Below are 25,495 nucleotides of genomic sequence, written 5' to 3' on the forward strand. Positions count from 1 at the left end.
TTGTAACAGGGTTGAGAAATGGACTTTTTTAGTGGAATCACCATCGCTGTCGTTGCCGCCGTTCTCACGAGTTGGCTTACGGTTCTGCGGTTTAGAAGGGAAAGGTGGTGGGAAAGAAAAGCTGATGCTTATGTCGAGTTGATCGACTCGCTTCACGAAATGGGAATGATGCCGTCAGAGTATTTGTCAGTTGGTGGAAGTGGCAAGGAACTTTCAAAAGAAGCTGAAGCAGAGCTCTGGAGTAGATTTGAAGCTGCCCGTAGAAAAGTTTGGCGGATAGCTGATAGCGCAGATTTTATTATTTCGTCGGAAGTGTTGGCAGTCATCAGAAAGATGAATGCGGATTTGGGCAAAGCAGATGAGCATGGGCACTTTGTTGAGTATCTGGACGAAACGAACGCCGCTATCGATCGCTGTATGAGGATGGTGAAGATTATTGGTTCGGATGAGCTCGGCATCAGGCATGAGACTGGCTGGAGAGCTTGGCTGCCGGAGGGTATAAGAATGTTCTTCAGAGACTTTAAAGACATTGACAAGCTTTTCAGCAAAGAAAAAAAGTGAATTGCTCAGAAAAACGCAGTTAAGAGGGGTTGCGCGTGCGAGGTCAGTGGACAGGGACATATAAAGGGCAAAATGTCGAAGGGGAGATGATCGCCAATATCGATGAGGTCGGCGATCATTTCGAGTGTGAGATTTACATAGCCCCTTACGAGAAAGAGGTTCCGGCATCAGTTGGCTATGCGTCAACTATCGACAGGGGGGAGCATCACCGCATCACAGCGAATGTGTATCCTATTGATCCTAGAAACGCGCGACAGACTACATGGGAAAATATTAAGGACCTTTATCCCGAAGATACGTTTCACAATGATCGGGTAGAGGTAACTATTAGGAAGAAGGCCGGTAACATATACCTCCAGTCGGTGGAGAATCCTACCCTGTTTTCCGGTGTCGCATCCAAGTTTCACGCGCCGGAGCGATCGAAGATCGAGGCGTACGTTAAAACTTGGTCGGATTTCAAGGCTTACCTGACGGAATTTTCTGATTCAGCCTTTCTCTTTCGTGGCCAATCAAAAGCTTGGCCTCTCAGAACTGCATTTCACCGAAGAGAGCGCTATCGACTGAACGAGTTTGTAAACCAAGATATTTTCACCCTCCATAGACGGTTAAGCGGTCTGACTGATCACTTTTTCGATTTGTCCGTGCCAGATCAAAACGGCGCGTTCCTGAACCTCTTGCAGCACCACGGATACCCTACGCCGCTTCTTGACTGGTCCTACTCTCCCTACGTAGCAGCGTTTTTCGGGTTCCGCGATGTCAAAAAGAACTCGAACGAAGATGGCTATGTGAGGATATTTCTCTTTGACGCCGGTGCGTGGAGGAAGGATTTTATGCAGCTCACCCATCTCGCATTACCAAGCCCACATCTTTCAGTTATGGAATTTCTCTCGATGAATAATCCCAGGCAATTCCCTCAGCAGGCCGTTACAACTGTAACGAATGTTGCGGATATCGAGAGCCACATTCTGATTAGAGAACTGACGAAAAACACCAAATATATCTACGCGGTAGACATTCCCTACAGCGAGCGAGAGACCGCTATGAAGGATCTCAAGTTCATGGGCATAACTGCTGGGTCAATTTTTCCAGGAATAGATGGCGTGTGCGAGGCGTTAAGAGAAGTCAATTTTGATGCCTAGAAGAAGCAGGAGGACAGGAAGCTAGGTAGGGCCCTAATTCGCTGGGTGAATGAATTGCAGTGAGGGCAGGGGTCAACACAGAGTATGAATCAAGCCATGATAGTACTGGGGACGGAGGATCTGCTTTCTCTTATATCAAATGGCTGGACGCAACAAAAATATCACTAAAGTAAGAGCGCTGTTATATGGAAATAAAGAACATAATCATCCATGAGGTGGATCGAACCAAAGCAACTCTTGAAGGCTCCTACATCTACCTTGACACGCGGGACGACGAAAACCCGATCGACGAGCATTCAAAAAACCTCGTTACAACCCTTTCGAACCTCTTCAGGAAAACCGGTTTAAGTTCCGGTAATTTTCAAGAGCCAGCGGAAGAAGACGACGATCTCCCGAAGCTTGAAAGGTTGATTGACAAGTACTACAACGGCGAAAGTTTTAACGATTTTGTTGCTTTCAGTAAGTCAGTGGCGCGCCACTTAAAAGAAGAGTTAGGAAAAACAAAAACGGGTAAGGGTGGTTATCTGTGGCTGAATTTTTATGAACACAATGGGTTTGACTTTCTCTCTTTAGTTATTCTGAGACGAAAAAATGCTCTTCAAATCAAAGATCTTTCTCTTGATGAAATTGAAGAGATAGACCTCGACAAGCTACATATGGCCGCTAGGGTCAACCTTACTCAATGGAAAGAGAGTGACCCGTTAACAGACAGATATATAGCGTTTAAGATTGGCCGGACGACTGCTGAAGTTACAGGATATTTTCGGGAGTTTATTGGTTGTTCGGAGACTATTAAAGCGACAAAAGATACTAATAATCTTGTAAGCGTTACAAAGAAGTACTGCCTCATCCACGGTTTTAATGACACGAAGGCAGAAAACGCGAAAAGAGAAGTAGAAGAGCTATGCTTAAAATGGCTTGATGAAGGGCGTCCTGTTTACATTGATAACATTTCAAGTTTCCTTGATAATATTTACATTGAAAGTGAGGAAGATAAAGGTTCTTTTATTGAGATTGCCCAGAACGAGCCTTATAATTTAAACAATCAAATAAGTATAGATAGGAATGCCTTAAGAAAGCTTAGGCGGTATAAAGGGTTCAGTAAGAAAGTTAGCATTAGTTTTGATAGTGATCTACTTGGAAAAACCATACAGTTCAATAAAGGTGATAAATCCTTGACATTTACAGAGCTGCCTGAGGATCTTTTGCAGCAATTACATCAAGGCCTCGGTGATGGAGATTGAACAACAGTATTTACGGCTCAGTACATTTTTTAGACACTATGATGTTGTAACAAGTGAGGGCGAGTTTGTCTTCGAATTCGTCGTGTCAGATGAGTCACTGCGTGACATTAAATCACTGATTGATATCGGGGTAATTTTTACTGAGTTTCAAGTAGAACAAGCTTACGATTTTGAGGAATTGTCCTCGTTACAAGGAAAATCGGTTAGAGCCTCGATCTCAAGAGAGAGATTGGTTCAGCGTGGACTATTTATTTTTATTGATTGGTGCGAGTTTTTCGAAGTAGTCAAGCACCGCCTGGAGCCGCCAACGACTTTTTATATCGTCGAGGATGAAGAGCTTTTTCCTGAAGACAAAGATAAGGCTTCTCGACTGAGGGGATATCTAAAGATATTGGATTTAATAGAAATCCTGGAAGGTATATCGGAGCTTGAACCTTTAAGTCCAGCTTACAATAAGATGAAGATCTCCTTTATTCATAAAGCGAGAGTGGACGTTGAGATTGACTATTCTGCTGAAGAGCTCGATTGTGAGTTGGGAGGTGTGGATATTTTGAATAAGATATTCGAATCGAGCGAACACGAAACCCAGCGCAATAGCATTTTTAAAGAAACACTTTATGCATTTCTTGTTGCTCAGAAGAAGGAAGAGCGATTCAGATATTTGCTCTCGAGGATGAGTGAATTTTCTACTGAGTTTTTAGAAAACTACCAGTTATTTATATCTGAATTCTCTTTGGAGAGTGTTCGAAAGGAATATGAAGAAAAGAAAAGGGATTATGTAGCGAAAATAAATGACGTCATATCTGACGTTCATACTAGAATGCTTGGTGTTCCTGCGATACTAGTTTTAGCAGCTTTCCGCTTCAGCGATGATGTGAAGTCCGGTCAGCTTTATGGGAACGTGCTCATTTTGATTGCTGTTATTATATATATCGCAATGATGCACTACCTGATACGAAGCCAAAAAGATACTTTAAATGCGATATCAGAGGAGGCGGAACAGCACATCGAAAGTTTCAAAAAAAAAGGTTTACCGAGTGAGATTGGCAGGATAGGGGAGATTTCGGAGCAGCTAAAGAGTAAGTGTGCGAATGAGTGCAAACGATTAAATATTTTTTACTGGATGATTGGACTTCTGCTTGCTGCAGTTATTTCACTAGTTGGTTATAGCGCCTACATCGAATTTAACTCTCCCGTTGAGGTGACTACTGATACATTGGTATTTCCGCCAATCGATGTTTTGCCCCCGTGTTTGCACTGGGCTTAGTCCACGTACGAAAACCGGGCCAGACCTATTTTATCCCTGGTTTATAGGTGGGGCATCTGCAAAGTCGGTCACGTAAAAACCGGGACAGATCTATTTCACGGGTGCTAATTCCTCACCTCGGGGTTTCGGCTCACTTTCAGTTTTCGAGATTTTCGGAGGCGGTGGCGTCCAAGCCTTCAACAGCTGTCCCGCCTCTTGATAAAAATGTGGCACAGCCTTTTCCAACTCCTCAACAAACACCTTCCGCCCACTGAACTTCCCGGCAAGATCCACCTCGTAAACAACCTCCAGCGTCGTGGCGGCAGTGTTGGACGTATCCGATTCCAGCAACTCCGGTGAATCCTGCAAGTCTTTCAGTGCCTGGTAGGTCGTTTCTGCTTTTCCGGGCCTGGTGGCGCGAATGAAAAATCCGCCGGGTGCGGTCTTCTTCAGTTGGCGCAAAAGCCAGTTAACCCTGGCTTTGGTGCTTTGCTTGTCTTTCGGTGCCGTAAGGCGCATTGAGCAGTAGATCATTCGACGCTGAAGGTCGGCTGTTACTTCCAGGTCCGCCGCCGCGTTGATGATGTGGAGTGCGCAATTCAATGTCGGCGCTTTGCAGAATGCGTCGGCATCGTCCTTCAGGCGCCTGGCAGGGTCCAGGCGGTGGTCGTTTTTCAGTTTCAGTGAAACGTCGCTGCCGGTAAGGCGGGACATGATCAGGCACAGGTCCCGTTGTTCCTGGTGCCATGCGGCAATGGTGTTCTGAACTTCATCGCTGGTTTTGGCGAGTGGGGCGTTGCTCTTTACTTTGTTGACGACGTCTTTCCACTCGGCATTCATCTGGTCGAAATGGCTGATGCCAGAGCGGTCGCTTTCAAGGTATCGCAGTATTTCGCTGAGGATGAACACCTGGTCCTCGTCTTCAACACCGTCGTTCTTGAGCAGGAGCTGGCACTGGGTTCGGATGAATGCCCATGACCAGTGGAATAGGGCGACGGACTTGGTGGCGTTCTTCGGGAGTTTTACGGGGTGGTGAGTCGGCCGTGCTGCAAACTGGTTGGTGATGGTTATCACGGCATCCAGTTTGTGGTTTTTTGCCTGCTGGAGGTAGCAAGATACCTGGTCCTCACCAATGGTTTCGTTGCCGACCTTGGCTTCTATCAGTGCCCGCCATTCGCGTCTGCCCGTTCGAAGAATCAGGAGGCCGTCTGGGCGGTCTTTGTTTTTGACGGCTTTCTTGTCCTCATTCAGGAAGACTGGCTCTATCCATGCCTCTAGGGTGGCGCTGGTTCCGACACGAACCCCAAGGGATTTCAGCAGGGACTGGCGCAGTTCAAGCACAGAGCGCAGGCCTGCGAGTATCACAGAGACGGATTTTTGTTCCCTGGCGCTGTCTGCGGTTATCGGGATAAGGCGTGCTGGCTCTCCGCCAGTGAGAAAGTCGGGACGGGGCATGGCGGGACGCTCCTTGTTTTTATTAGATTTAGTTTCCTAACTAAGCTTAGCAGCGGTTGGAGGTTATGCCTGTTTGTTTGGTGATGAATTGTTAAATCTGACTCTGACCTGACCCGCTAAACAACGTTGATGACCTGGACTCAAGAATACTTCTATAAACCAGACAGACTTCCGGCAGGTTTCAACCCCGCAACGAGTTTGTGACGAGGATCGCTGTGTTGGCTTCAGGGCAGGAGCAAGAGATCCGGGATGGCTGGCGTCCAAAACTTAACCTATCATCGTTAGCACTGGCGCTTCACCAGTGCTTGTCATTTTTTAGAATCCTTACAGCGTCAGCTGCGGCAATGTCCCCGGTACGTGCCATTCTATCAAGTAGGTCGCGAGCGGCATCGCCCACTGGGTCGTATGCTGGCCGTTTTTTGATGCTTTCGCCGAGCCCGCTTACGGTAGCCAAGCCCTGACTGTTTAATTGTTCTTTTGCAGCATCCACTCTTCGCTCTCGCTCGGCAATGATGCTACTGAGAAGAGATCGGCTGCCGTTATTTTGAGCGTCCCGATCTCTGTTCAATTTCTTCAATTCATCCCTCAACTGGGCCAAATTCATTTTCTTAAAACTGTCGCCTTTATCTGCGTAGGTTTTGCTTGCCTGCAAAACGCTACTCCCGAGCGATTTAGCAATGCCCCAAACAGCATTCGCGACTTTCTTACCTGTGCCGTTACTACTCATCATTTGCTCCTATTAAGCCTTTCACCCAGTCATTGTTAAGTGCTCATTAAAGAATTGTGTACGTGGGTGTCTATGGAAACCATGGTAGTAATCAGACCTCGAGAGTTCCCTCGCCATCGCAGTCGGGACATGGAAAACGGGCAGATCGGTCGCCGCCACACGCGGCGCAGTCTGAGTGGTCATCGCTGCCCATATCCACCGGGCACGGAATAACCCCTTTACCTTTGCATTCCTCACATTTTTCTTTCATGACCGAAGCCCCTTGTTCATTATTGTGAATATTCATGGACGTTATCTTGATGAATCCATCAGAAGCCTAGGCGACTCCACGGCCAGCGTCAAAATGGTGTGACAGCAGCGAGAAAAGATTTATTCCCTATGAGAAACAGTTCTACGGGAATACTGGGACAGGTTTATTTTTCTCTTCTTTGATAACTCAGAGCTAATTTGAGTGACTACCAACCAACCCTCTCCGTACTTCGGTTAACATCGGTTGCCAGAAGATAGAATGGATTCTGTGCCTCAAAAAGCAAGGAGATGCTGATGCGAGGACAAGGTAGGTTGGTTGTGCTCGGTTTTCCCCACGATATTGTTCAACGCGGTCTTAACCGTCAGCCGGTGTTTGTCGAGCGCCGTGAATTGGAGCACTACCTGGCGAACCTTCAGGAATGGAAAAGGTCTATGAGCTGGAGGTGTTCAGCTACTGCCTGATGACGAACCAAGTTGAATAACCGCACAACAACCGTGACAGATGTATTTTCTAGAGTCAGGTTTTTACCCAGCTTTGCCCGGATCAAGCACCGGTTCAATGAGTTCAACCCGATCTTCAAAACTGGCAATCCACCATCGCAACATCAGGTTATTGGGTACGGTGGCCGTCAGCAAGAAGTGGTCATCCCCCTCGGGAGCAATGTGCTGATCATCGCTGATTGGCATTTCTTTTACGTGGAGCCCTGCGGTGTTCTCGAATCTGAGCTTCACACGAATGGGATCTCCCGTTGTCACTCCGAATGCTCCGCTTTTTATGTAGCTGTCGATATCGAAAGCTTCGAGATTGCGTGCTGGAATTCCATGCTGCTCAACCTCTGTAAATCGGTGTACTGCAAGCTGGACGGGGTCTTCATACGACCAGAGCGTGCCTACCACATAAAACGTTTGTCGGCTGGACACGAGCGCAAGCGGGTTTACTGTGAGCTGCTTGGGTTCCAGATCCTGCCGACCCTGGTACCAACCTTCGAACTGCACCCCCTGTAGCAATGCCGTGTGTATGGTTTCTAGCACAACTGGATCTATCGTCGGGGGTAAGGTCGGCATCCAGTCCGGTATGACTCTCACTTTATCCCGCCATTCGGAAAGTCCATTAGGTTGAGCATCCAGAACTGCATCGGCTCGGCTAAACCAGGGCATAAGTTGCTCTTTTGCGGTCAGCGGTAGGAGGTGTGCCGTGTGCTGGTTTAAAAGCGAGAACGCCAAGGCCACTGGTGGCGTCATTGCCGGAAGATCGAACACATAGTCCTTGGGATAGTACCAACTGAAAGGGCGTTGCTCTTCATCACACAGCAATGGAAAGCGTCGGCTGGCATCCTGGAGATCACGCTGCAATGAGCGCAGGCCAATTCTATATCCTTGTTCAGCCAGTTTGCTTTGAAGTGTTAGCGCGTCAATTTTCCTGGGTGATCTGGGTATCAGCCGGAGCATTTCCAGCCAACGCATAGCGACATCGCTCATGCATGCCTCATATCTGATTTGAATATGTTCGGGTTATCGCGGCCGAGCAGGCGACAGAATTTGTCGCCAATGCCGGGAGAATAGCCCATGAATCGGCTATGACAAGCCGAGCATGGTGTTCACTGCGGAGGTTGTGATGAGTGGAATGCTCAGAATCGTTGGGATTGACAGCTTTGGGGCCGGCATTATTGACACGTTGGTTCTCAATGGCGTCAGCAAAGAGGACTGTGTGCTTCTGACAATTGATCGTATGACTGCTCGGGAGTCGGAGGCAGGAAAGGTCGTTCAAGTGGGCGAAGAAGAGCTCTCTGAACTCGGAGAACTCGACGGTCGCGCGGAACCGAGCGAAAACGTTTTAAGGGTGAAACAACGTGTTGAAAAGGCATTTGGTGGAGCAGAACTTCTGGTGATCGTCGGGGCACTGGGAGAAAAAGCTTCAACCAAATTGTCGCTTCTCGCTGCATCTGTGGCCAGCGAAGTGCCCGCTACAACTTTGGCACTTGTGAGTACGCCTTTCAGTTTTGAAGACGCCAGTCTCCATGAGGAAACGGAAGTCGCGCTGCAACGACTTGAGGGATTGGTAAATTCAATGGTTGTGATGGCCAATGCCGACATCACTTGGCGGTCATGTACGAAAATTCGCATGATGGAAGTTCTCAATGCTAGTTCAGCCGTAATGGCGAATGTGGTTAAGGGAATTTGTGACATTACAAATAGCCATGGCCTGATCAACGCCGATTTTTCGAAGGTTCGGACGGTTCTGAGCCATAGAGGATTTTCCGCAGTGGGAGTTGGTAAGGCTGAAGGTGAAAACAGTCTTGAGTCCGCGCTATACCAAGCGGTTACGCATCCGATGCTCAGTCTATGCGATCTCAGCTCGGCCCAGGGGTTGATCGTACACGTTGCGGCTGGGCCTGATTTCAGTATTGGCGGGCTCGAATCGATCGATGCTTTTGTGAACAAGATTGTGGGAGATAAAGCGACGGTGATCCTGGGGCTGGCACTAGGCCACCAACCATCCAACTCGGTGACTGCTATGATTCTTGGGATGGGGATGGCAACCGTGGCGAAACCCAGGTTGGGCTCAAGATTTTCTTGTACGCTTCGGTTTGGAATGGCTTTTTGATCTTTAGATAAAAACACTGCTGGTTAGTGGCCAGTGGCAGCGGAGGTAGCGTGGCGAATACGAAAGGCAACTTCTATGACGTCCAAAGAAATATGGCAGAAAGGCAAGAGGCCGTAGCATTCAGGCTCATGGATTGTGCTTGTGAACAATGGCTCAATGCCGAGATTCGAGCAATTTTAAATTCACCGGATACGACGAGCCTTAAAAGTAAAAAGGGAGACTATGCTATCGGCGAAGAAGGTCGCAGGGATATTTCGGTCTATTCGAGAGGAAGCTTAAGTCACCATATGGAGGTAAAGGTCATTTACCCCCAATATTCACAAAAGAGTGTGGCCGATAGGCTTCGAACTTTGAACGAACAACTGGCCAAAATGCTGGTTGATGCTGACATGACGAATCTTAGAAGAGTGGGAATGGTTTTTGGTGTATGGACATCAATGAATAGCGGAGGCGGGAAGCCGGAGGCATTTTTCCGGGATTTCCGGCAAGCCCTTCAGGACCACTTTGAGGACAGTCCGTTCAAAAATCCGCACGGGTTCCGTAGCGTAGGAATGGTTGATACGGAGATCGAATGGGCGGGTGAACCTGTCAGGGTTGTGATGAAGGGGACCTTTTTCGCAGCCTCACATTCAGTCGCAAGTGTATGACTGCACATTTTCCAAGCAAACCCGTTAGCCTCTGGCCACTGCAGAATCATTGAGCGATATGGAATGTTTTTCCAGGATTCGTCTGACAGGGACGTTGGTTCTGAAATCTGATTGAAAGTAAGAAAAGAATATCCCGTTGCTCGGGACCGAAATCCCGTTGATTTTATATTCTTTGATGTTTGAGGCACTTTTTTTTACAAACTGATTCAAGAATACGAGGGAGTTGCCAGGGAACTTGTGCTTTTATGACTATGCATTTGATGTTTTTCATAAGGAGGTGCAGATGCTTGGCAAGTTGAAAGCGCAAAAAGAAAGACTGGCGGGAAGTGTGAAAGCTGCGAACCCAACAGAAAGCCTTCGGACGCTGAAGGAATCATCACAACAGAAGCTCAAGGGCGGGTCAGACAGGGTTAATGAGAGTCTCCGGAAGGTGTCTCAAAATACCTCAGAAAGCTTTTCTGCACAGAAAAAGAAGACCTCTGAGGTGATGCAAAAGCATTGGCCAGTGGTTGAAAAGCTTCTTGTTGAGGGCTTGCTCGGCGTTGCAGAAGAGAAGCTTCGAGATACTGAGTCGGTCGTGTATGTTTTCGACAAGGTTTACGAAGCCCTCCCCATAGCTATACGCCTACTGGTTGGGAGGGATAAGTTCATCGGTTACTGCGTAAGTCACCAAGCTCCGCTGCTTGAGAGAATTGATGGCTATCGGGCAGAAAAAGAAGCAGTAGGCGTCAATGACCTTGCTTTAGAAGCGCCTGGCAAGTAACCCTGCTCCTGAGTTATCGATCATTGTTGACCATCATGCTCAGTTACCGGGGGTAGGGGCCAACAATGTCTGGAAATCTTGGGCCTCGAGACGGTCAGATTCAAGTTTAACCAGGTACCCATTATCCGAGCTGAAAAATACGAAAACCGGGACAGAGTTATTTCCTATTCTTACTCGTAGACATCCCGCAAGGAAAGTAAGGTAAAGTCTGGTACAACGCCGAGCCCGGGTCGATCACTGAGCCACATTCGGCCGTCCGCCACTTCCGGGGCACCCGTGGCGAGCTGCACTGTGTTGTAGTTGTGCAAATCAGTGGTATTCAGCAAGGCTCTGGGGGATGTGCTGGCGGCGAGGTGTGCATAGGCAGCTGTCGCGATGCCACTACCCCAAGCGTCTTCAATGGTCATGGGTATGCCCGCGTCTGCACACACATCCCGAATGATCCGGGATGGTGTCAGCCCACCGAACTTGCTGACTTTCAACGCAATGGCATCCATGGCATCGTCTCTTAGCCCACGCTGCAACTCGTTCAAAGTGTTAAAAGCTTCATCCAGTTTGACTGGATGCCTGGCGCGCCGTCTGACCGACAGGCATTCGTCGTAACTGCGGCAGGGTTGCTCAAGGTAAATGTCCACATCCTCAATGGCCTTTGAAAATCGCAGTGCCTGATCGCGCCGCCAGGCGCCATTGATATCGCCAATCCAGAGCTCATCAGGTTGCTTGAGTTTGCCAAGCCTGCGAACCAGTTCAATATCCTCGTCCACCTCATGGCCCAGTTTGATCTGAATGTGCCGAAAACCTTCGGCACGATAACGACGAAGAGACTCTTCCATTTCCCCTGGTTCGGCCAGTGGAACAATCCGATGCAAGGGCATGGATGCCGACTGAAGCCCGCCAAGCAGTGTGTAGACGGGAAGCCCACACGCTTTGCCCAGGAGATCCCAGCAGGCAATATCGATGGCCGCTTTGGCGACAGCCTGGCCGGTGAGCGCCTGATTCATACGTTCCTGAATCACCGACACTTGCCGAGGGTCCTGGCCAAGTATTTCAGGTGCCAGTAGTGATAGACAGGAAGGAAGGCCCTCGGCAAAAGCCGGCATGTAGTTGGGGCCGCAGGGGCACACCTCACCATAGCCCTCCAGCCCCGTGTCTGTTGAGAGGGCAACAACCGTGGTTTCGAATCCCTGATGGGAGCGGCCGCCGGCAAAGGCATAGGCTTTTCCGGTGTATTCCAGATTGGCCGTGTATACCGCCATTCGCTCAATTCGCATAGGTTAACCCCACCATCAGTGGAACTGTGATGAGACAAACTTAGTTCACCGGACTATGAATAGATAGCGGTGCCAAATCCGAGATTGAGCCCCTATTAACCGGCTTTGTAGTTCGTTTAACATCGACCTTCAATGCACAGAACGGATTCTGTGCTTCAAAAGCAAGGGGAAGCTGATGCCAGGACAGGCCTGGGTGATCGTTAAGCAGGGGATGGTTCGCCGTCAGATGAATTGATGGTGGAGGTTAATAAAGTATCACTGGCAACCGGGCAATAAGAGGACGAAGATAGGTATCAGCTCTTGAACATGGCGTTCGTTCATGAAAACCGGAACCGCATGCCCCTTGGCTATCATGTGCATTCACGGAGGGCGCGCTGCAAATGCTCGATCATATTCACGCATTACTCTCGTCCCAGTCTGCCTTTCGAGTTGGTCTGCTTTGCGCGCTGATCTTATTGGTTATAGGTGTCATCGATCAGCTGACAGGGAACGAGATTGCTCTGGCACTTTTTTATCTCATTCCTGTCGGCATTGCGGCCTGGTACCTAGGCCGACGCGTGGCTTTCCTGATGGCCCTGGCGGCCGCTATTGTCTGGCTACTGGTTGACCACACGTCCGGCCGGTCCTATAGCCACCCGGCAATCGCGTTCTGGAACGCCTTGGTTCGGTTAAGCTTTTTTGCTCTGACGGTCTATCTCATGTCGATAATTCGAAAGCTCCTGGAAACCCAGACGGCACTTGCACAGATGGATAGTCTGACAGGCCTTCACAATGCCCGGTCGTTCGGGCAGGAATCTGCATCGGTTTTCGATATTTCCCGCCGCCATGGCCACAGTACGGCGCTGGGCTATATCGATATAGACGGCTTCAAAGGTGTAAATGACTCGTTTGGCCACAGTGCAGGTGATGAAATTCTGAAGGCTGTAGGTTGTGCTCTGACCAAAAGGCTAAGGATCTCCGATCTGGGAGCACGGCTGGGCGGCGACGAATTCGCCATACTGCTGCCTGAAACCAGCATGCTTGGCGCACGTAGCTTTTTTAAAGACCTGCACAAAGCCCTTGTCAATTTGGCCGAGAGTAACAACTGGCCCATAGGATTCAGCGTGGGGGTGGCCGTGTTTCCTGTTCCACCGTTGAATTCCGACGAAGCTATTCGCCTGGCAGACGACCTGATGTACAAGGTGAAACGCTCTGAGCGGAATAGCGTATTATTCTCTGAATTCGATGCAGGGGCCGAAAACAACGTGAAAACCGTGAAAACCGGGACAGATTGATCTATTTTTCGAGTGTTAATTCCTCACCTTGGTGTTTCGGCTCACTTTCAGTTTTCGAGATTTTCGGCGGTGGTGGCGTCCAAGCCTTCAGCAACTGCCCAGCCTCCTGATAAAAATGCGGCACCGCCTTCTCCAGCTCCTCAACAAACACCTTCCGCCCACTGAACTTCCCGGCAAGATCCACCTCGTAAACAACTTCCAGCGTTGTGGCAGCCGAGTTGGACGTGTCTGATTCCAGCAACTCCGGCGAATCCCGCAAGTCTTTCAGAAAACCGGGGCAGGTCTATTGTTTGCTAGCGGAAAATGCTGAAAGGGGCGGATGGGTAAGTCGTTGCCGATGCTCGCCCAGGCGAAGCCGCTTTAGCGGGGGCACCACATTCACTATGCTGAAGTACGATTATCTTCAATAGCGTCAAGCCTGACTGTAAAGCCGCAGGCAGCAGCATACTTATTGACAGTTCCCCAGCTCGGATTACTTTTGCCCCGCTCAAGCCTGGAAATGTTACTTTTGTTTGTCCCCAGTTTCTTTGCGACATCTTCCTGTGTAAGGCCTGCTTTCGTCCTCATAGTGATCAACTGATCAATCAGACTGAACTCTTCCTCAAGAGCATCGTATTCTTTGCGAACTTCAGGATTTTCCAGTGCCTTTTGCTTAAAATTTTTGAAGTTCATAGCTTTTTGACCTCCTTCAAACGCTCTTTGGCGAGCTCCAGGTCTTTCTTTGGTATTTTCTGACCCTTCTTCAAAAACACATGCAGAATGATGATTCGTTTACCCTGCATATAGCAGAAAAGTCCTCTTCCAATTCCCTCTTTGGCCTTCGCGCGGATTTCGAAAAGCTCATCACCTAGTGACTTCGTATGTGGCTCTCCAAGGTTGGCCCCGTGTTTCTCCATCAAATCCATCAACCGGATCATTCGTGCTTGAATCCTGGGCGGCATCCGGGCCAGCTCTTGATCTACTTTTCCGTAGAGTTCAATTTCCCAATCCATGGGTGCTCCTTTTACTTTAGTGTTATCATATACGATAACTTTGGTGCTTGGGAAGTGTGTCCACCAAGATGTACCTATTTAGGTTCAACGGTGTTGCGCATCTCTCAGATGAACTCGCCGAAAGGATCGCCATAATGACATCGCAAATTGAAAATGCTCAAAGCCCCTGGACCAGCTTCCTCGCGCATCTGTTCATGATCCTCGTGGCCTGGACCGTCTTTATCAAATACCTGCTTCCGATCGGCTTTGCGCTGGCCGCCAATGAGGCGTGGGCAACCTATATCTACTGGGACCTGTGGCCGGTTGCGCACCTCTGGCTGGCCTGGGCGCTGTTGGCGAGGCCGTGGTATACGCGCCTGCTGGCTATTGGCATGTCTGTAGTTGAGATTCTGATCATCACCACGCTGTTCATCTGGTTCCTGGCGGAGCCGGAGTGGTCCATCTGGCGCACGAACTGGTTTGTGAATAAGGTGTTTGTGTTGTCAGCGGTTGTTCTGGTGTTGGGTACGGCAGTGTTCCGTCCGGAAACTCTGAAGATGCGGTCTTCCTAGCGGGAAACCGGGACAGATCTATTTTTGATGGGTTTTACGGCATAGAATTGGCGAATGGTATCAACTGGATGTTCATGTGGCACCCAGATAACAAGCGCAGCGACAGGCCCTATTATGCATTTGGATAAAGCAAAAAAGCGCATTGCAAAGCAGGTTAAGAAGGGCTTTCATGGCTATCCGTTGGTTTCGCTGGAGTACTTTGGTAAAGCGAACGTTGGTAAGGCGCCGGATTCAGCCACTGAGGTCGTTGTTTCATTTACTGAGGAAGAGGGCGCCGATCCCCAGAAGCAATCGTTTGTAAGTGGCGGTGATGCCCGGGAAGATGAAACGATTCAATCCACCCTCGTGAAAATTATTGAGCGGGCGGACGCCAAAACGGTGACCGAGATCGACGGCATTTCCACTCTCAGTGAAATTTGATTACTGGGAAACCGGGACAGATCTATTTTCCCCCTGCCCGTTCCCGCCGAATCAGCAGTACCAAAGCCAGCGCCGCCAGTGACCCCATCACAGCGGCGAAAGTGATCCCGGTCGTCATTAGGCTGGTCATGCTCGCCATCAATCCCAGGCCGATCACCGGCACCGAGATAGCGATATAGGCCACGACAAAGAACGTGGACGTCACCGCTGCCTTCTCCCCTGCAGGGCTGGCCGCAGCGATGGCGCCCATGCCGGCGCGGAATGAGATGCCCTGGCCGATACCGGCAATCACAGCACCGCCGATGAACAGCGCGAGGGACTGGGTGTATATGCCCAGCGCTATCGGAATCACCCCGAGCATCAGGGATGCGCAGCCCAGAGGCAGGCGCAGCCTGAGCGGCAGTGTGCCCTGCAGGAACTGGCCCAGGGTTGAGGCGATGAAAATGTTGCCGGCCACAACGCCGATCAACAACCGATTGTCGTAGCCCAGCACCTTGCCCATCATCGCCGGGGCGATGGATGTGAAGAAGCCGCACATGGCGAAGCCCGCGAAACCGGCAATGGCGGCGGGAATAAATACACCGCGGACTTCCGCTGGCACGTTCAGTCGCTGGATGGACAGTTTGGGGCGAGCGGGTTTCGAGACGGTCTCAGGCGCTGCCCAGATGCAGCACACTGCCAGCACCGCCATGACAATGTGCACCAGAAAGGTCAGGTGCAGTGGCCAGGGTAGGTACTGGGAAAGAGCGCCAGCTAACATCGGCCCCAGTCCCAGCCCGCCCATATTTGCCGCCGTGGCAAAGAAAGTGGCCTTCTCCCGCCAGTGAGGCGGGGCCAGTTCAATGACTGCCACCGTGGCTGTGCCGGTAAAGATCCCTGCGGACAGCCCCGACAGCACCCGGCCGGTCAGGATCATCGCCAGGCCATCGGCCTGCACGAACACCAGGTCACTGATGATGGAGCAAGCCAGGCCCGCAAACAGTAAAGGCCGGCGGCCTATCTGATCAGACCAGCGCCCAGTCAGTACCAGTGCGGCGATCACACCAAAGGCATAGGCGGCAAAGATGATGGTAATCATCAGGTCGGAAAACCCGAAACTGTCCTGGTAGATCGGGTAAAGAGGCGTCGGCATGGTGGTGCCGATCATCGTGACACTGAAGGTGAAGGCTGCGCCCAGGAAAATAAGCAGCGGAAACCAGCGGTGTTGCTTGGGTGAGGGCATGCAGGATTCCCGGTCGGCGATCTTTAAAAGTTGGCTACCCTATCAGAAGGGTCGGGCGAATCGAAGGGGATAACGGGGTCAGGTCTTGCCTTTTGCTCTCTTGCGAATTTTGGGAAGGCGTAGCAGTCTAGCTAACTGATTTAATGCCGGTTAAGAACGAAAACCGGGACAGATCTATTTTCAGCCCCGGTTTTCCCTAACATTGTCGGCTTTTGAAACCAGGTTGCTAAACCAGCGGCATTGAGTTGAATAGACCTGGCTTTCGGATCGGGTCTTTTCCGGTGCGCTACACTTCCAGACAACAGTTATCTTCTCAACTGTCTGTGTGGGAGAGTCACAATGCAGGACTACGAACTCTATTACTGGGGCCTGCCCTTTCGCGGTAATTTTATTCAACTTTTTCTGGCGGAGGTTCGGGCGGATTACCGCAAGCTGGATGCCAGCGAGGTCTACCCTGATAAAAGCCTGAACATCCGGTACCCCGGGACTGTAGCCTGACGTCTGAAAACAACAGAAATGGACCTGGAGTCCGCTATGAAAACCGCCCAACGCCGCGGCAGTTCTCTTTCCAGCCCTGATTTTGCGCGCCTGCAGGGTGTCTGGCGTTCCCAGGGTTACGGCAATGTGTTGCTGATCGAGGAAGATTGGTACACCCTCTTTGAAGAAACCAGCATCAGCTGTCTGAAGATTCATGCGGGCAGTATTGAAGAACTCGGCCACTATTACGAAGATTTGGCGGTATCCTCTGGTGGCCAGGCGTTCAGTGCCCATCGGGTAACTGGAGTAGCACGCATCAGATTCCGTCGCCTGAAAGGATTGCCCGCCAGTGTCACTGAAAGTCACAGGCACAGGGCAAAGGATCCGCAATACAACTTTGACGTTTTCTGGCGAACCTTTCACGAGCAATACGCCCTGTTTGAACTCAAGGGTGTGGCCTGGGACCGGGCGCATCATGACTATCTTCCCCAGATTAACCCGAACACATCCCAGGAAACGCTTTTTGCCATCATGGTTGCGATGCTACGGCCCCTGAAGGATGGCCATATTCGTCTGCATTCACCCTGGGGTCATTACAGCGCAGGTGCCCAGCCGGCGCTCTTCAGGCGGCTGACACAGGAACTTGAAGACGCCAATGATGACCGGGAGCTCACCAGCTACCTGGGCGATCTCAAAGAGTCGGCGCGTGACGTGATCCATGAGGATTATCTCGCAAGCGCCGTTAGCCATGGTGGCAACCGGCTGGTGGAGTGGGGGTGCCTTAATGACCTCATCGGTTACCTGAACATCCGGGCCATGGCCGGACAAAGCGGCAAGTCAGGCAAACCGGCTGCGGATCTCAGTGCGGTCGATAGTGTGATGAAGAGGGTGCTGGCAGATGTTGGCGAGCTCCCCAATCTCGTGGTCGATCTTCGCAATAATGGTGGGGGGTACGATGGTGTCGCACTGCGCTTTTCAGCGTACCTGATGGATCGCAAACGGCTGGCTTTCACCAAGTCAGCCCGTCATGGCAATGGATTCACCGGAAAGCAGTCTGTCTATGTCACGCCTGTCGATGAGACTTACCAGGGCAACCTGTTTGTGCTGACCAGCGAGCTAACGGCCAGTGCCGCAGAAATCTTCGTGCTCTCATTGCTGCAGCATCCCCGTCTCATTCTTATTGGCGAGCCTACCCAGGGCATCCTTTCCGACACGCTCGAGCGCCATCTGCCAAATGGCTGGCACCTGACCTTGTCCAATGAAATCTACCGGGCCTACGACGGTGAAATATACGAAGATGTCGGCATCCCGCCACACATCCGTCTCAAGTACCTTGGCCGAAAAGGGCGCGAGGAAGGCAAAGACCCGATGCTGGAGCGGGTAATTAAGCTGGTCGGCGTATGAATACTTACTCTATTTTTAGAGAGATCGATTCACTGGTTTCTGTTGTTGAAGCCATGCAGCATGATCTCTCCAGAAGCACTTTCGACACGATGAAAATCGTTGCAGACGAAGTGCCGTATTTTCGCTTGGAGCGGGTTCGGAGCTTGGTAGAAAGCAAAAGCGATTCGTTCTTTCAGTTTGCTCGCACCCTCAACAGAAAAGCAGAGAGATTTTCTGGACGCTATGTTGAATTCATCAAGCCTGCTTCTCGTGGGGCCTACATACCCGTTGGTATCGACGTTGATGATGTCTGATTTGAAATAACAGAGTCCCGGGTTTCCCTTTGGTGAACTTATTTACGGGGTTTTATCGTAAAATCTGTCTTGATCCGCAATGTCAGGAGCTTTTTATGCGTACGTTTGTTTCAGTGAGGGCTGTCCTGACAAAGATACGGAGATAAACCTTTATTGCCGAAGTGGAAACAGAGCCGGTAAAGCGAAATCTGCCCTGGAAAGTGCTGGCTACACCAATGTGAACAACATGGGTAGCGTTGCCGAGGCGCGGGAGGCGCGCGAGTGATTGACCGAAGGAGAAAAGCGATATGAGCACAGCTTCAGCGGCCTATCCAGTCGGTACGCCCGGTATTCCCTGGGGCGACGCGGAACGTGCTGAGTGGCTGTCACGGCAGACCCGTCAACGCAGTTACAAGTCCGACGTATTGATCGTGGTCGAGCGCCTGCGTTCGCGCTTCGACGTGCAAGAGTACGGCCGCCTGGAATATGGCCCGGACGTTTATCCGTTGATGGCGATCCGCAGCCGCGACTGGCGTGCCGATCGGCCGGTGGTGCTGATTACGGGCGGAGTGCATGGCTATGAAACAAGCGGTCTCCACGGGGCGCTGCAGTTCGTTGAACAAATGGCAAACCGTTTGAGCCGGGTAACATTCCGGATGGCTTCTACCTGGTGGATGACACCGAGGGCCTGCAGCCGGAATTCCAGCAGGCTTTGATAGAGGCGGTGGAAAAGGTCACCCATATTGCACAAGCTGATGACAACGGCGAGATCCTAGGCTCACCGGCGGCCGGCCGGGGCGTTATTCAGTATCCGCTGGCGCAGCTTGGCCTTTGCACCAGCATGACCAATGCCCGCTACAGGACCACCACCGAGGTCTACCCGGACAGCGACCGGGTGACCCCCGAGCAATGCAACGCCGCGCAGGTTGCCGCGGTGTGTGCGGCGATCGACTATGCGCTGGCAGTAGGAAAATCGGGATCGCTTTAGTATATTGGGCCGCAGGATGCGGGTGTAGCTCAATGGCAGAGCAGAAGCTTCCCAAGCTTACGACGAGGGTTCGATTCCCTTCACCCGCTCCAGTCAGTGCCCGCGCCCGGTTTTCCCGAGAGGCCTAGGTTCTCCCTGCCAACGCCTGTATTCGTTCGATAGAGCCGCGCTCCGTTTCCGGGGCCATCTCCAGCAGTCGACGGGACCACTGCGTGGCGGACTCGGTATCGCCAGCCAGATCGGCCGCGCGCGCCGCTCCCTCCAGCGTGTTATACCGGTTTGGCCAGGTCTGATCGGACTGTTCATAAGCGGCGAGGGCCTCGGCCGGTCGATCCAGGGCGACAAGCAGATCGCCAAGCGCCTCGTAGGGTGGGAGAAGGGCGCCCGGGGTGACCGGATGCTTCTCGACACTGGCTTCCAGTTCCCCGGCGGAACGCATCAGTTCGATCGCACGTTCTGGTTCACCCTCGGCTTTCGCAATCCACCCGGCAAGGATCCTACGATCCACCTCGATGTAGGTCGAGAATCGCTGGTCGGCCGCGGACCGGGCGGCTTCCGCCAGAGACTCCAGGCGCTGTTCGGCCTCGCGAGCGGCCTCCAGATCACCGGTGTGGACGGCTCCAAGCCCGTGTGCAAACGAGCTCAGAGCCTCGGGCCAGGCGAACTTGTCCCAGCTGATATAGTCGACAGCGCGAGGGGTGATGGAGGCGGCTGCCTCCCAATCCCGTGCCTCTACGGTCAACCTTGCGGGAATGGATGCCAGGTGGAATGCGCCGGGGAAATTTGCCTGGTGTGGTCCGTTGGCCCGGGCAGATTCCCAAACACTGCGTGCAGCGCTGTCTTCACCCCGCTGAAGGTGGCCATAGACCAGATAATCAAGGGCATGAACGTAGTGGAACGACGTGGCGTCATCCACCTTGTGATCGACCGCCACGTCTGCGGACTGCTGATTCCAGTCAATCGTCCGGGGCCAGTCACCAAGCCGCACATAGATGTGAGATGGCATGTGCAAGGCATGGGGAACGCTGGGGGCTATCCCGGAATAGGAGTCCACGATTGACGTGGCGTTGGAGGCGCGACCATCGGCGTCCGTGGCGTGTATGGAGTAATGCACTGCCCCGGGATGGGTGGGCTCGGTCTCCCAAACCCCGCGCAGTACCTTTTCTGCTTCGTTGTGCAGTGCTATGCGGTCTTCGGCGGACAGCGCCAGCGTCAGGCGGGACAAGGCATAGAGTGTTGCGACATTAGGGTCATCCGGGAAGGCTTGGTAGGCCTGCTCCATGCCCTCAATCCAGCCGGCCAGCCGCTCCCGGACCTGGTCGGTATCCGGCTCAAAGAATGCAGCGGTAGCGTCTATCAGCAGCCGTTCACGCTCAGTCTCGGCAGAGTTACGGGCTTGCTGGACTGCCTGGCGACCCCGGGAAATATCCTCAGTACTCGGTGTGGTGCCCCACAAGGGCTGGAACAGCGACGTGGCTACACCCCAATGCGCCATGGCACAGTCGGGATCGGCCTGAATAATGGCGTTGAATTCGGCGCGGGCCTGGGTGTACATCATGTGATGCATCATGCCCAGTGCGTGATTGACGTCAGCGCGCACACTGTCATGACAGTCGGCCTGCAAATTGACGGTGCCGATGCCATCTCCGGCGCTATGGGGGTGACCATCATTCATGGTGTCCTGATGCGCCGATGCGGGAGGAACAAAGCTTATAGTGACGGCAAGTGCCAAGCGAGAGATTGTATTCATGACATGACTCCATGTGGACCGTGTTGCTGGTGGAGCCGGCATGTTTACTGCGGTCAGAGTCTGAATGCGAACTGCCAGTTACTGGCCCTGCATGCGCAGCTTACAACCTACAATTTACTCCTATCTGTGGTTTACAAGCAAAGAGACGCGAATGCCCAGCCAGGCCAGGATGATTGTGCCCGGTTTTCACGATCCTGTGTGGCCATTCGTATGATCAGGTGAGCACAAACTTTCGTATCGTTCTTGAGCGAACGATGACGGGAACACAGAAATGAGCTTCAGTTTTATTGTTACCGGAAGGCAAACCATTCTGACGGTGGTGCTTTCGCTTATTACGTGGACTACTCACGGGGCTGACATGAACAGGCTGAGCGACTACCAGTGGAAAAACCGACTCATTCTGGTTCAAGCCGCAGATGAGAATGCCAGCGAGATCGAAACACTCAGGAGTGCCTGGGCCGAAGTTGATGACCGTGATATTGTCTGGTTTGTGAACACTGGGTCAGACGTGGTTTCAAATCAGAAAGCTCTTTCGAGCAGACTCGAGAGCGACGTCAAGGCTCTGCTTGAAGAGTCCCGTTCGGATGAGAGGGTGCTGTTGATAGGCAAAGACGGCGGTATCAAAAGCCGCGAGTCCAGCCTCGACCTTCACACTATTTTCCGCCGTATCGACGCCATGCCCATGCGCATCCGCGAAATGCGCGCTAATTGAAGCAGCACCAGCGATTAAATCCGAGAGAAACCGGGAAAGACCAATTTCTCAGAGGATTTAACGACATAGAATTGGCGAATGGTATCGACTGGGTGGTTGTGTAGCGCCCAGATAACAGGCCCAGAGCTCCTCAGAGGTAACCTTGGCGAATAAGCAGTTTTTGGAAGGATTTTCGGCGCCGTTTTTTCTCGCGTTTCTGTTTGTATTCCTGGCTTTGCCGGGTGTCTCGATGGGAAGCAACAATCTGACATTCGCGTTCGGCGAAAAATCACCGCCTTACAGTTCCTCGCTTGACGACAGGGCTACCGGGCTGTTTCCGGATTTGGTGCAGCTGACGTTCAGGTTTATCCCTGGCTACACCACGGAACATGTGGTGGTGCCCTGGGCCAGGGCACAGTACAACGTGCGACTGGGCCTTACCGATGGCCTGCTCACCTATCCGTCGGAGGAGCGACAGGAATACGCCATTTTTTCAGCCAGACCACTCTTCACGCAGAACTTTGGCCATCTGGTTTACTCGTCTGACAACCCCAACATAGACCTGATCGAATCGGCTACCAGCTTTACTGACTTGTCCAGTCTGACGGTGATCGTCGAGAAGGGCTCCCAATGGGAAGAGGACAATATTCCTGAGTACCTGGAACGTGTGCCGGGCCGGAGCGTGAAGGCGATGATGCATCTGCTTATGCTACGGGAGGCCGGAGATTTCATGGTGCAGCCCGCTGAAGACGCCCGGTTCATTGCTCGACAACTTGGCTATTCGAAGAAGCTGAAAATTCGCAAGGTTGATTTTATTCCGAATGCCCGGATCCCTTTCCACATTGGCGTTTCGCGGAAGCTTCCGGCCGCTATGGACGTGATCAATCAGGTTGATGCGGTCATGCAGGATGCCGAATTCCAATCACAACTGAACATATTGATCGAAAGTTATCGATAACGGTGGCCGTCTTTGAGGGATTAGAAGGGGCGTAAGCATGCAAATCGGAGTGATCGCAGACACCCACAGTAAAATGCGTCCCGAAGCCCTGAGGTATTGAAAGGCTCGGAGCTGATCCTTCATGCCGGTGACGTGGGGCGGCTGCAGGTGAGCGAAGACGGTGTGATTGGTGAGATTATCGAGCTGGCGGTCTGATCTCGAAGCAATGCGCCTGACCTACCACGGCACTGTGGACTGGCCCGATTTTTCCGGTGAAAGTAAAAACTGGGAGCGCGAACGTCTTGTTCAGGTCCGATTCATAAGGTATGCGCATCCTTTACATTTTGTAACCTATTGAAATATAAATAAAAGGTAAGGGTGGCAACGTGTGTGTTTCTGATATTCTCGGGTCGTTCGAAAAACTGCCAAGTGCCTGATGGGCCGATGGAGAAAATCAATGAAAATGAAATCACTGCTCGTTTTTCTATCTCTGAGTGCCACCTCATTGGTTGCCGTTGCGGATGACACAGCCGACGCCGCGCTAGGTGGCGGTATTGGCGGAGCGATTGGGGCTGCCATCGGCAACGAGGTAGGTGGCAGAGATGGTGCTATTCTCGGCGGTGCCGTCGGTGCGGCAACGGGAACAGCCATTACCACCAAAGATCATAGAGACTACGATCGCGACCATGATCGCCGTCGGCATGACTACGACGATCGCCGTTCTTACCGGAAGTCTGGTGGCCATTTCTGCCCACCGGGCCAGGCGAAAAAGGGCAACTGCTGAAACGCGAGGAGAAACTGATGCCAAGACATGGAAAACGAATCTGTCCCGGTTTCTTAAAACCGCGACAGATTCATGTTTTGGCGACTTACTTATCCCCGCCTGTCACTGTGGCAACGTAAGCCGCCACAGCCTGGATCTGATCTGCAGACAGGGATTCTTCAAACGCCGGCATAATGCCAACTCCGCCGGTAACAGCGTTGACCACGGCTTCCCTCGATGGTTTCAGTTCATCCAGGTTCGGGCCAATGTCGCCGGTGGAGCCAGCGTCTGCAAGGGTATGACACACAGCACAGGCAGGCTGTGCGTCCTGGGTGAATACCTTTTTTCCCTGTTCGGTGTCGTTGGCCTGAGCGAGAAGCGACAATCCATACAGGGGTACAACAAACACGACTGCAATCAGTCTCATATTACGTCTCTGTGAGGATGCTGGGCGGGGCAGCTCTGTCCTCGGGCGGCCCCGCCGTGTATCAGCTGATCGCTACGGTCACGCCGTGGTCTTTCCAGCCATTGTGGCCATAGCCACGCTCGTTGTCGGTCCGGCCTTCCGGCTGGCTGTTACCTTCAACGTCCGTCGCCCGGCTGACTATACGATGTTCGCCTGCCGGCAGGTCCGCTGCCAGGACAAAAGGTCGCCAGGCGTGGGGGCCAAGGTCTGGCCCCAGGAACCGGGCCTGCTTCCAGGTGTTACCGCCATCAACCGAGACATCCACTTTTTCGAGCGCCACTGTGCCACCAAAGGCGACGCCGTAGATCATGTTCCGGCCACTGCTACCGGATTCCAGAGGCGCGGTCACCCAGGATTTGACGTTCATCTCCCACATCGAGGGTTGGTCCGGGGCGCCTTTCTCACCCACATCCCGGATGCGGTAACCCGAGGCCTGAATCTTGGCATCGGTCTGATTTTCAGTGAAGGCAATGTTCTTCACATACTTGACGTTGTTAACGCCGTAGTAGCCCGGTACCACCATGCGCAGGGGGCCGCCATGGGTATTGCTGAGAGGCTCGTCGTTCATTTCCCACGCCAGTATCGCCGTTTCCAGTGCCCTGGTGGGTACTGAGCGCTCGACCACGACCGTTTTGGGGTCAAGCCCGTCCGGCAGGGATTCGCCACCCGTGCTGGTAATGTACTTCGCACCCGCTACGGCTCCGCCCAGGGCTTCCACAACATCTTTCAGGGGAACGCCCGTCCACATAACGCAACCGGCAGCACCAACCGACCACTGGGTACCACTCGCACCATGAGGAAAAAAGGCTCGGCCGTTTCCGGAGCACTGGAGCACGGAGGCAGTAGTGGTGACGCCCATCTTTTTCAGTTCCCCCACGGTGAGGGTTCGGGGATTTTTGACGCCTTCGATTTGAACCTCCCAGACATCCGGATTTTCGGTTACCGACTCCGGAGGCGCGGGCAGGTTGTTGCGAACAAAGAGGCGATCACTGGGTGTGATGACACCGTTGCCGATTGCCCCCCTTTCGGTCTCCATGGTGTTGGCGCTATGCACAATCAGGGCATTGCGCTCTTTCCAGGCGGCGTAATCGGGCAGTGATTTGGGCTCCTCGCCTTTCGCGAGCGGTATAAAACCCAGCAGGCCCACTGCGGCCATGGCCCCGGCGCTGCCAAGCAGAAGGCTTCTACGCGTGGGGTTGTCGAGACCAGGGTCATTCCGGCCCCGCTGAAGTGCTGCTTCCGCTTGCATGTTCCGTCTCCTTGCCTGCCTTGTTGTTTGAAGGTGTGACCTGCGCTGATTGGTTACAGGTTATAACTATATAAGTTATAGGTGTTGGTCAAATACTGAGCAATGTTTCCAGCGAAAATCGGGACCGATTTA

The 25,495-nt window shown here is 52.2% G+C and carries 30 protein-coding genes and 1 tRNA gene; 20 read left to right on the forward strand and 11 right to left on the reverse strand.

Annotation, left to right across the window (positions count from 1 at the left end):
• The first annotated feature begins 18 nt into the window (after positions 1-18).
• The 4 genes from QPL94_RS07630 to QPL94_RS07645 all read left to right on the forward strand — a co-directional run bounded on the left by QPL94_RS07630 (position 19) and on the right by QPL94_RS07645 (position 4,211).
• Positions 19-561, forward strand: a complete 543-nt coding sequence (locus QPL94_RS07630; protein WP_285356576.1) for a hypothetical protein — start codon at positions 19-21, stop codon at positions 559-561.
• Between the two features lie 35 nt (positions 562-596).
• Entirely contained in the window at positions 597-1,700 is a 1,104-nt protein-coding gene (locus tag QPL94_RS07635; RefSeq protein WP_285356577.1) for an FRG domain-containing protein, read from the forward strand.
• Positions 1,701-1,885: 185 nt separating this feature from the next.
• Positions 1,886-2,944 (forward strand): nucleoid-associated protein, encoded by a 1,059-nt coding sequence (locus QPL94_RS07640; RefSeq protein ID WP_285356578.1) that lies wholly within the window; start codon positions 1,886-1,888, stop codon positions 2,942-2,944.
• Positions 2,934-4,211 (forward strand): hypothetical protein, encoded by a 1,278-nt coding sequence (locus QPL94_RS07645; RefSeq protein WP_285356579.1) that lies wholly within the window; start codon positions 2,934-2,936, stop codon positions 4,209-4,211. Before QPL94_RS07640 ends, QPL94_RS07645 begins: the two co-directional genes overlap by 11 nt.
• 90 nt (positions 4,212-4,301) lie before the next feature.
• On the opposite strand, the gene QPL94_RS07650 is transcribed toward QPL94_RS07645, so the two are convergent.
• The 3 genes from QPL94_RS07650 to QPL94_RS07660 all read right to left on the reverse strand — a co-directional run bounded on the left by QPL94_RS07650 (position 4,302) and on the right by QPL94_RS07660 (position 8,100).
• On the reverse strand, positions 4,302-5,645 hold the full coding sequence (locus tag QPL94_RS07650) for a hypothetical protein (RefSeq protein WP_285356581.1): 1,344 nt from the start codon (positions 5,643-5,645) through the stop codon (positions 4,302-4,304).
• Positions 5,646-5,940: 295 nt separating this feature from the next.
• Positions 5,941-6,375: a hypothetical protein gene (locus QPL94_RS07655; RefSeq protein ID WP_285356582.1), complete on the reverse strand. Its 435-nt coding sequence runs from the start codon at positions 6,373-6,375 to the stop codon at positions 5,941-5,943.
• Positions 6,376-7,146: 771 nt separating this feature from the next.
• Complete coding sequence (locus tag QPL94_RS07660; RefSeq protein ID WP_285356584.1) at positions 7,147-8,100, reverse strand: helix-turn-helix transcriptional regulator; 954 nt, start codon at positions 8,098-8,100, stop codon at positions 7,147-7,149.
• Between the two features lie 136 nt (positions 8,101-8,236).
• On the opposite strand from QPL94_RS07660, the gene QPL94_RS07665 reads away from it, so the two are divergent.
• The 3 genes from QPL94_RS07665 (at position 8,237) to QPL94_RS07675 (ending at position 10,636) form a co-directional block, all read left to right on the forward strand.
• The gene (locus tag QPL94_RS07665) at positions 8,237-9,226 is read left to right on the forward strand and encodes an FtsZ/tubulin family protein (protein WP_285356586.1); all 990 of its coding nucleotides are present in this window, start codon (positions 8,237-8,239) and stop codon (positions 9,224-9,226) included.
• A gap of 50 nt (positions 9,227-9,276) precedes the next feature.
• The gene (locus tag QPL94_RS07670) at positions 9,277-9,873 is read left to right on the forward strand and encodes a hypothetical protein (RefSeq protein WP_285356588.1); all 597 of its coding nucleotides are present in this window, start codon (positions 9,277-9,279) and stop codon (positions 9,871-9,873) included.
• Positions 9,874-10,156: 283 nt separating this feature from the next.
• Entirely contained in the window at positions 10,157-10,636 is a 480-nt protein-coding gene (locus tag QPL94_RS07675; RefSeq protein ID WP_285356589.1) for a hypothetical protein, read from the forward strand.
• Between the two features lie 170 nt (positions 10,637-10,806).
• Here the strand turns inward: QPL94_RS07675 and QPL94_RS07680 are convergent, their stop codons facing one another.
• Positions 10,807-11,907: a mandelate racemase/muconate lactonizing enzyme family protein gene (locus tag QPL94_RS07680; protein WP_285356590.1), complete on the reverse strand. Its 1,101-nt coding sequence runs from the start codon at positions 11,905-11,907 to the stop codon at positions 10,807-10,809.
• 380 nt (positions 11,908-12,287) lie between these two features.
• Between QPL94_RS07680 and QPL94_RS07685 the strand changes: the two genes are divergently transcribed.
• Positions 12,288-13,181, forward strand: coding sequence for a GGDEF domain-containing protein (locus tag QPL94_RS07685; RefSeq protein ID WP_285356591.1), 894 nt, complete (start codon positions 12,288-12,290; stop codon positions 13,179-13,181).
• Between the two features lies 1 nt (position 13,182).
• On the opposite strand, the gene QPL94_RS07690 is transcribed toward QPL94_RS07685, so the two are convergent.
• The 3 genes from QPL94_RS07690 to QPL94_RS07700 form a co-directional block, all read right to left on the reverse strand.
• Positions 13,183-13,422 carry a hypothetical protein gene (locus QPL94_RS07690; protein ID WP_285356592.1) on the reverse strand — a complete coding sequence of 80 codons (240 nt, stop codon included), beginning with the start codon at positions 13,420-13,422 and terminating at the stop codon, positions 13,183-13,185.
• A 140-nt stretch (positions 13,423-13,562) separates the two neighbouring features.
• Positions 13,563-13,853, reverse strand: coding sequence for a helix-turn-helix domain-containing protein (locus QPL94_RS07695; protein ID WP_285356593.1), 291 nt, complete (start codon positions 13,851-13,853; stop codon positions 13,563-13,565).
• Positions 13,850-14,173, reverse strand: a complete 324-nt coding sequence (locus QPL94_RS07700) for a type II toxin-antitoxin system RelE/ParE family toxin (protein ID WP_285356594.1) — start codon at positions 14,171-14,173, stop codon at positions 13,850-13,852. Before QPL94_RS07700 ends, QPL94_RS07695 begins: the two co-directional genes overlap by 4 nt.
• A 134-nt stretch (positions 14,174-14,307) precedes the next feature.
• Between QPL94_RS07700 and QPL94_RS07705 the strand changes: the two genes are divergently transcribed.
• Positions 14,308-14,724 (forward strand): hypothetical protein, encoded by a 417-nt coding sequence (locus QPL94_RS07705; protein WP_285356595.1) that lies wholly within the window; start codon positions 14,308-14,310, stop codon positions 14,722-14,724.
• 114 nt (positions 14,725-14,838) lie between these two features.
• Positions 14,839-15,144, forward strand: a complete 306-nt coding sequence (locus QPL94_RS07710) for a hypothetical protein (protein ID WP_285356596.1) — start codon at positions 14,839-14,841, stop codon at positions 15,142-15,144.
• A gap of 22 nt (positions 15,145-15,166) precedes the next feature.
• On the opposite strand, the gene QPL94_RS07715 is transcribed toward QPL94_RS07710, so the two are convergent.
• A complete protein-coding gene (locus QPL94_RS07715; RefSeq protein ID WP_285356597.1) occupies positions 15,167-16,366 on the reverse strand; it encodes an MFS transporter in 1,200 nt (399 codons plus the stop codon).
• A 339-nt stretch (positions 16,367-16,705) separates the two neighbouring features.
• On the opposite strand from QPL94_RS07715, the gene QPL94_RS07720 reads away from it, so the two are divergent.
• The 7 genes from QPL94_RS07720 (at position 16,706) to QPL94_RS07745 (ending at position 19,599) form a co-directional block, all read left to right on the forward strand.
• Positions 16,706-16,864, forward strand: a complete 159-nt coding sequence (locus QPL94_RS07720; protein WP_285356598.1) for a hypothetical protein — start codon at positions 16,706-16,708, stop codon at positions 16,862-16,864.
• Positions 16,865-16,900: 36 nt separating this feature from the next.
• Complete coding sequence (locus tag QPL94_RS07725) at positions 16,901-18,247, forward strand: S41 family peptidase (RefSeq protein ID WP_285356599.1); 1,347 nt, start codon at positions 16,901-16,903, stop codon at positions 18,245-18,247.
• A complete protein-coding gene (locus QPL94_RS07730; protein WP_285356600.1) occupies positions 18,244-18,540 on the forward strand; it encodes a hypothetical protein in 297 nt (98 codons plus the stop codon). The genes QPL94_RS07725 and QPL94_RS07730 overlap by 4 nt, the downstream gene beginning before the upstream one ends.
• A 79-nt stretch (positions 18,541-18,619) precedes the next feature.
• Positions 18,620-18,805, forward strand: coding sequence for a rhodanese-like domain-containing protein (locus QPL94_RS21380; RefSeq protein ID WP_350310611.1), 186 nt, complete (start codon positions 18,620-18,622; stop codon positions 18,803-18,805).
• A gap of 22 nt (positions 18,806-18,827) precedes the next feature.
• Positions 18,828-19,235, forward strand: a complete 408-nt coding sequence (locus QPL94_RS07735; RefSeq protein WP_285356602.1) for a M14 family zinc carboxypeptidase — start codon at positions 18,828-18,830, stop codon at positions 19,233-19,235.
• Positions 19,190-19,507 (forward strand): hypothetical protein, encoded by a 318-nt coding sequence (locus QPL94_RS07740; protein WP_285356604.1) that lies wholly within the window; start codon positions 19,190-19,192, stop codon positions 19,505-19,507. The genes QPL94_RS07735 and QPL94_RS07740 overlap by 46 nt, the downstream gene beginning before the upstream one ends.
• An 18-nt stretch (positions 19,508-19,525) precedes the next feature.
• Positions 19,526-19,599 (forward strand) — tRNA-Gly (locus QPL94_RS07745).
• 32 nt (positions 19,600-19,631) lie between these two features.
• Here QPL94_RS07745 and QPL94_RS07750 read toward each other — a convergent pair.
• Positions 19,632-21,257: a hypothetical protein gene (locus tag QPL94_RS07750; protein WP_285356605.1), complete on the reverse strand. Its 1,626-nt coding sequence runs from the start codon at positions 21,255-21,257 to the stop codon at positions 19,632-19,634.
• Positions 21,258-21,615: 358 nt separating this feature from the next.
• On the opposite strand from QPL94_RS07750, the gene QPL94_RS07755 reads away from it, so the two are divergent.
• From QPL94_RS07755 to QPL94_RS07765, 3 genes are all read left to right on the forward strand, one after another.
• The gene (locus tag QPL94_RS07755; protein ID WP_285356608.1) at positions 21,616-21,969 is read left to right on the forward strand and encodes a DUF4174 domain-containing protein; all 354 of its coding nucleotides are present in this window, start codon (positions 21,616-21,618) and stop codon (positions 21,967-21,969) included.
• A gap of 229 nt (positions 21,970-22,198) precedes the next feature.
• Positions 22,199-22,906 (forward strand): substrate-binding periplasmic protein, encoded by a 708-nt coding sequence (locus QPL94_RS07760; protein WP_285356609.1) that lies wholly within the window; start codon positions 22,199-22,201, stop codon positions 22,904-22,906.
• Positions 22,907-23,348: 442 nt separating this feature from the next.
• Positions 23,349-23,669 carry a YMGG-like glycine zipper-containing protein gene (locus QPL94_RS07765; RefSeq protein ID WP_285357867.1) on the forward strand — a complete coding sequence of 107 codons (321 nt, stop codon included), beginning with the start codon at positions 23,349-23,351 and terminating at the stop codon, positions 23,667-23,669.
• Positions 23,670-23,754: 85 nt separating this feature from the next.
• On the opposite strand, the gene sorU is transcribed toward QPL94_RS07765, so the two are convergent.
• Together sorU and sorT are read right to left on the reverse strand one after the other, a co-directional pair.
• Positions 23,755-24,075, reverse strand: coding sequence for a SorU family sulfite dehydrogenase c-type cytochrome subunit (gene sorU / locus QPL94_RS07770; RefSeq protein WP_285356611.1), 321 nt, complete (start codon positions 24,073-24,075; stop codon positions 23,755-23,757).
• A gap of 61 nt (positions 24,076-24,136) precedes the next feature.
• Entirely contained in the window at positions 24,137-25,363 is a 1,227-nt protein-coding gene (gene sorT / locus QPL94_RS07775) for a SorT family sulfite dehydrogenase catalytic subunit (RefSeq protein ID WP_285356612.1), read from the reverse strand.
• Positions 25,364-25,495 lie beyond the last annotated feature (132 nt).

The organism is Marinobacter sp. SS13-12 (genome assembly GCF_030227115.1).
In the GTDB taxonomy this organism is placed as follows: Bacteria; Pseudomonadota; Gammaproteobacteria; order Pseudomonadales; family Oleiphilaceae; genus Marinobacter.